A 6,381-nucleotide genomic window follows, 5' to 3' on the forward strand; every position below is an offset into this window, starting at 1 on the left:
GCTCGGAAAACACCCGTCCCCAGGCTGCGCCCGTACCGTGACCGCCGGACAGGGAAATAGAAGCGCCCAGCAAACCGATCAACGGATCGAGCCCCATCATCTTTGCCATACCGATGCCGATCGCGTCCTGCAAGACCAGCAAACCCAGCACCACAACCAGGAACAATGCCAAGGTTCGGCCGCCGGCTTTCAGGCTCGCAAGATTTGCGTTCAAACCGATGGTGGCGAAAAAGGCCAGCATCAGCGGCCCTTGCAGGCTGCTGTCGAACTGCACCTGGACACTCGAGAAACTGCGCAGCGCAAACAGCAGCAGGGCTACCAGCAAACCACCCACCACCGGCTCAGGAATGCTATAGGTCCTGAGCAGCGATGACGACGAGACCAGCTTGCGCCCCAGCAGCAATACCAGCGATGCTGCGACTAATGTTTCCAAAGTATCCAAATTGAACATCTATTTCCTTTCGCTTCTTGAATAACGGCTATTTTAGCCGGTCTCTTACTCGGGGGAGCTACGCAATTCTTGCGCACCAAGCAAAACAGGCTGCATCTTCATCAATGCATCTTCCATGGCACGCCTTCCGGAAAGAGAAAAATCTTTCTTGAATTCGGAAAATTCAGCATGTCCTTGGCCCTCGACCTTTTTCGTGAACAGTGCCTTGCCGTTGGCGTCGCTGACATCACAAGTCATTTCAACGCTGAACTGCGTTGGCGGCCAGGTCAAGGCGCTTGATGACGATGAATTTGTCACCAGCGTAGGCGTAATCACATAGTCGATTTTATTTTTCTCGATGGCGTCTTTATCATCTGCGGCATTCAGTTTTGTGACATTCGCAAATACATTTGACAACATTTTGTAAAACGCAGTTTCCATGTCCCGATAAGGACTGTAAGCGACCTTGTCGCCGCCTCCGCCAGCCGTTGTGACTTCTTTGGTCCGCACGGCGTCGGGAATGTAATAAGCCACATTCTTCTTGATCGCTTGATCCGCGGAACTGGATTTTATGTTGTTGATATCAGGATTGATGGTAATCGGATGCGCACAACCCGCCAGCACGATGACAGTAGCGACACTTGCAATAAATTTTATGATGTTCATGTTTTTATTTAATTAGCCGTTGATCTGATCGGATTATTTCAGCGCTTCCAGGAAAGCCTGGTCCGCATAAAGAGCTGCCAGCAGTTTCTGCACCATATTTGGATATTCTTGCGTAGCGCGAGGAATCGCAATGGCGCCGACAAAGGAAGATGGCCATTCGTGATGAACCGATTTCACCTGATCGTACAAAACCTGCCCGCTTTTTTTCACAATGAAGCGCGCTTCTATATCTGCAACACCGGTAGAGAATCCAGACGCATCCAGGTCGTTCTTCAGCAGTTTTCCTGAAATTTCCACAGCGGCATCCGGGGCCATCTTGTTAGCCAGCGACAACTCTTGCTTAAGCGCTTCCTCTACATATTTGGAGTAAGATTTTTGATAAGGAGAGTTCATCGAACCGCCGCGAATGGATATGGGATTAACGTTCCCCTTGTCGCTGCTGGAAGCGAATTCGCCGACCTTCGCCGGAGACACTCCAGAATTTTTGAGTTTTTGTACGTTATCGATCGATGCAGAATAAGGAGGCGCCATGATGGAACATCCGGTCATCAGGACAAGTGCTGCAAAAGCTAGAAATACGGTCCTAAAATAATGCATGTGTAATTACTCCCCTATCAATTGTTATAGAATTTTTTATACTATTTTTGATACTTTCTTACGCCTTGCACAAAAATTTTCAAAATAATAACTTCACTCTCCCCCTTTTTAAATCTGCAACCCGGCATATCCGCAGTTTTTCCTTTTGCCATAATAAAAAAACAAGCGGGTAATATGCCAACAAATTCACTAAAAGACAACAATAATGCCCGAAAATGGAGGCACTGATAACTATCCGGAGCTCAAGACATGGCTTTGCCGGTCTCGAATGCCATTCGGTATACAAGAATGGTGATCTGGTGCGTAGACAGTTATCCAAAGTACGGACGTTCAGAAGCAAACAAGAGACAACGCGCTCCCAGCTTCCAGTCACTTGGTGCGCGCTCGCCAAGAACAGTGACGCCCATGCTATAGGCGTTCGCCCGCAGCTCTAGCGGAAATCCTGCGAGTTGCTCGCGTGCCCCTGCAATATTCCCGGCACGTAGCGCTTCCGCAAATCGCAGCATGGGCGCCGCGATATCGGCATTCATGCGGGTTCGCCCCAGGCGCGCAATTGCGGCACGATATGGCGTCAAGTCCTGGCCGGCGCGGATTGCCAACGCCATCGCGGTCAACAGGCTGCTCGCGTCGTTATCAGCTTCCCCCAGAGGCAAGGCGAGAGCCTGTGCGACGACTGCGCGCGGCGCACCCGTGCTGGCGGCGGCAAGACGCAACACACGCGTTTCGTGCGCGCTGCCTTTGGCCTTGGCCACAGCGTCAGCGAGATGACCTTGCGCCAGTTCGTGATAAGCAGCCAGCGGGCCGGCGCCGATACCTTGGCCGGTTTCCATAGCTACCATGATGCGCAAGCTTGAGGAACCGCGCGCCAGATCGGCTATGTCGGCTTGCGGATTGGCCATCTGCAGACGCCGCAAGCGTGCAATATCGACTGCCAGCGAATCTGCCAATACCGGCTCATTGCGCGCCGCTATCAACATGGCCTTGCCGGCATCCGCCCATTGAGTGCGCTCTTCTGCGTTATATCCTGCAGCGTAGGCAAACCAGCCATGCTGCGGCCAGCGTTGATGACCGTCATCGAAAGCGTCGTTCTTTGCGACCGAATCGGGCATGCAACGCAAGGCGATGTAGCGCAGGTTCGGATTATCTGGCGCCGCCGCCGACAGTGCGGAACGCTGGGTACAGAAACTGGCGCGCTCAGCCGGAGGAAGACCGTCTTGGTATATGCGAAGGGTCGCCACGTCGTCCGGCTCATTTGCCAGGCGCTGGAGCAAAATATCGTCAAAGCCGGGCTGGTCGGACGCCAGGTTTAGCCAAGACATCAGATATGGGTCGTGCGGACTGGCCCAGCGCGCATGCGTTGCGATCAATTTTGGCGTATCTTCCTGTTGCACCCAACCCAAGGTATCTGAAGGTGAACCGCGCCCTACTCCGGTCAATACAGAGCGCGTGCCGCCGCCTTTACTGCTGATCGAATTCGGTGGCTCGGCAAATAGCACATCGGCAGCCGAATGCCCCCAACGCACCGCCCCTAGTTTTTGTGGATCAGGCGCTTGGAAATTTCCATAAACGGCAGTCCACTGGACTAGGGGACTCGCCGCCGCGACGTTATAAAACCGGTCGTATTGACCACTGCTCATGTCGCCATCGAAACTCTCGATCAGATGACCACGCTCGTCACGGGCTTCGACCTGATAACTGGAAGCATGCTCGATCTCGATTCGGCCGGAAGAAAACGGCGGCAAGGTAATCGAGTTCGCGCCGATACTTACCTGGACGGTGCGTCCCAGCCCGTTGTAGACGGTAATGTCAGGCACGGCCAGCGACCAACCGGCAAACAGTACGGCGCCAATGATGCTGCCGGCGACAGCAAATCGCGCCAGGCCCGGCCACCATCCCTGGGCAGACTGGAAGCGTTGCCACCATCCGGCCTTGATCAGGCGCGCACGTTCATTACCGGGAAGCAGCACTGCGCAATTCTTCGGCGCCTGGGCCGCCGCCGGCGCCACATCGGCTACCGCTGTTTCTCGCATCCATGTTGCAACCGAAGCTTCTGTCACCAGCAATTTTTCCAGCGTACATGAAGACAACGTCGCCAGAACGCCGAGCGTGTGGTTCAGCCAGCTGTCGATAATGCGCAGCCAGTCGTTGATATTTTGACGGCTCGGTGGACCGAGTTCAAATTTGCCCAGAGCGCCGGCGACGGACTCTGCGCCGAAACGTTCCACAAAAGAAGCATCGAACACAATCGATCCGGCATCTTCATATACACCGGCAAGGACGCGGTACAACTCACCTGACGCGTGCACTATCCGCTCGGCGCCATCCTTTCCTACCTGGCGCAAGCCGCCCGAAGTTTCTACTGAAATGAGCTGGCGCAGCGCGGCTTGTGCATCGCGCAGGTTGGCTTCGGTATGATCCGCGTAGTGCAGCAGCGTGATCAAGCCTGTCAGATAATCATCCCAACCCAATCCTAACTTCCTGGCGGCGGCGAGATGCAGGGAACGGCAAAGACGATCGTGCGCGCATATTGTGTGGCGCACCTGGTTCCTCTCTCGTTGCGAATCTTCGATCGCTTGCGGCAATTCGCTGCGCCGCAACTGGCGCCCCCGGTAACGGATCACACCATCGGTGGGGACGAAGGTCTTGTTCTGCAGGGATTCGAGAAGTTGCACCTCCTTCTCCAAATTGCGCAGCTGTTCCAGATCTTGTGTCAGCGATTCCGGATAGAGCGATTGCAGATCGACCTGGTCCGCGTCCAGCCGGACATCGAACAGTTCTGCGGCAGTCCGCGCCTCGCGCGTTATCGAGCGGCCAAGATAGACGCCGCGGTAAATCCGGTTAAAGTATTCGCGCGAATACTGCTCCTTTAATTTGGCAAACGACGACTCTATCGGCACCGGCTCAACCGCCTGCGCTCCAGCCAGACGCACGGAGACCTCTTCGCGCACGGCTTGTGCGTTCTCGAAAATAACCCAGGCGCTGCGGTCGTCAAATTCCGCCGGCACGTAGCTGCGCTTGGCGTTTTCCTCGCGCTCGTAATTCAGCGGATGGGTCGCCCACATGCTCGGCGGCAGCGCGAAGTCGGCCTTGAACACGCGATGCACTTGTGCGTTATCTTCAGGCAGCGGCGGATGTTTTCCATAAAGCGGATCGTCCAGCACAGCCGCCAGATGCTCGACAATGCGCGTCTGCACTGCAAATACATCCTTGACGACACGCTTCTCGCCGGCTTCCGAGTGACAGAAGCGGAGCGCCCGGTCCCAGGCATTCTCTGCTGCGACCAGACGATGCAAGGCATGCACCAGGGTGTCGCTGCCGGTGAGTGAAACCGCCACCAGATCGGCCTGCATCTCCATTTCCCGGGCCAAAGCCCGTTGTGCGATAACTACCGCGCGAAACGCCAGGTCGATCACAGAGCGGATCGACCACACGACAACCCCCAACAGCCAGCCAACCCATGCAATACGAAAATCGAAACGCGACAAGCTTCCCAGAAAACTATCCAGCGCATCGCGTTTGGCGACCACATGCGCCGCAATTTGCTGGGCGGTATACACCCATCGGCCGACTGCCATCGAACGTTGCGCAAAATGACCGAACTCATGAGCGCACACCGCCTTTAACTCACCCAGTGACAGGACATTAACCAGGCCCAGGCCAATTTCGAGATTTTTTTTGGAAGGGAAAATCAGATTGAGAATAGTTAAGTCGTAGAACACAGCGGCGTTGACGCGCGCAGATAAAAACACCCGATGCGGCCGTGGCGCCCCCGCGTCGTCAGCGAGGCGGTAAAGAAATTCGAAAAGACGGGGCTGTTGCTCGGGTGTGATTTCCGTATCGTCATACTTGACGGCCTGCCTGCTAAAGAAAAGTGCCTTGAGCATAAAAATGGCAAGGAACGCCGCACATCCTCCGGCCAGGACGCTCGCAAAGGTGTTTTTCCCGGTAGTAAAGGCATTCTGGAGCAAACGAAATGCGGTCAGTCCGAACCATCCGGCAAGGAAGAAATAGAGCGCCACAAACATCGCCAGCACCCCCACTGCAAGCCACGCCCGTTTCCTATACGCCCCGGTTGGTTTGGCAAGATTTTCCGGCACGCTCACCGGCCCCGCAGGATATATATTTTCCACCAACTCCCCCTTTATCTTGATGGCTGGACGCTCTTATATCGGCATCCTGACGCCGGTTCACAGTTTGTGCGGAGCCGGCCGGCGCATCTCGCAAATCGGTAAGCTCGCTAGTTAAAATACCATCATATGATTACACAGTGGCAACATTTATTTTTGACGCACTTAAGATATATGATTGCAAACAAACGGTTAATAAAGCCTGCTTGCGGGAATCGCGCAATGCCCTTGCCCCTTGTCATTTCCCACGCAAAAAATCCCGCATCTGCACTGGGCTTGATGCGGGGTGTTGAGGGGCTTTAAAACTGCTCCGCGCTACGGCTATACTTTTAACAACCGTTGTTGCAAACGCTGCAAGGCGGTCATGAACACGGCTGGACGATCGAAGGCGCGCGCCAGCACCAGCGCGCCCTGGATGCCGCCCACCACCTCCTCCGCCAGGATTGCCGCACTGATGGCGTCTTTTCCATCGCGCAGCAGTGCTGCTTCCAGCGCCGCCACCCACTCGACAAAATAGCCTTTTACCGTCTCGGCAAAGCGATCGCGCTCGTTGCCGAGTGC

At 55.1% G+C, this 6,381-nt stretch carries 4 protein-coding genes and 1 pseudogene; all 5 read right to left on the reverse strand.

The window, feature by feature from the left end; genetic code table 11:
• Positions 1–451: sodium/glutamate symporter (locus ABI171_RS09350; protein WP_348099291.1), on the reverse strand; the 451-nt coding region annotated here is incomplete at its 3' end.
• 45 nt (positions 452–496) lie between these two features.
• Entirely contained in the window at positions 497–1,096 is a 600-nt protein-coding gene (locus ABI171_RS09355; RefSeq protein ID WP_348099292.1) for a hypothetical protein, read from the reverse strand.
• Positions 1,097–1,129: 33 nt separating this feature from the next.
• Complete coding sequence (locus tag ABI171_RS09360; RefSeq protein WP_348099293.1) at positions 1,130–1,627, reverse strand: hypothetical protein; 498 nt, start codon at positions 1,625–1,627, stop codon at positions 1,130–1,132.
• A 377-nt stretch (positions 1,628–2,004) separates the two neighbouring features.
• Positions 2,005–5,577 carry a M48 family metallopeptidase gene (locus tag ABI171_RS09365; protein ID WP_348099294.1) on the reverse strand — a complete coding sequence of 1,191 codons (3,573 nt, stop codon included), beginning with the start codon at positions 5,575–5,577 and terminating at the stop codon, positions 2,005–2,007.
• A 564-nt stretch (positions 5,578–6,141) separates the two neighbouring features.
• Positions 6,142–6,381: pseudogene (locus ABI171_RS09370) on the reverse strand (TetR/AcrR family transcriptional regulator); the annotation flags it as partial.

The sequence above is a fragment of the Collimonas sp. genome (genome assembly GCF_039923675.1).
Taxonomy (GTDB): domain Bacteria; phylum Pseudomonadota; class Gammaproteobacteria; order Burkholderiales; family Burkholderiaceae_D; genus Collimonas.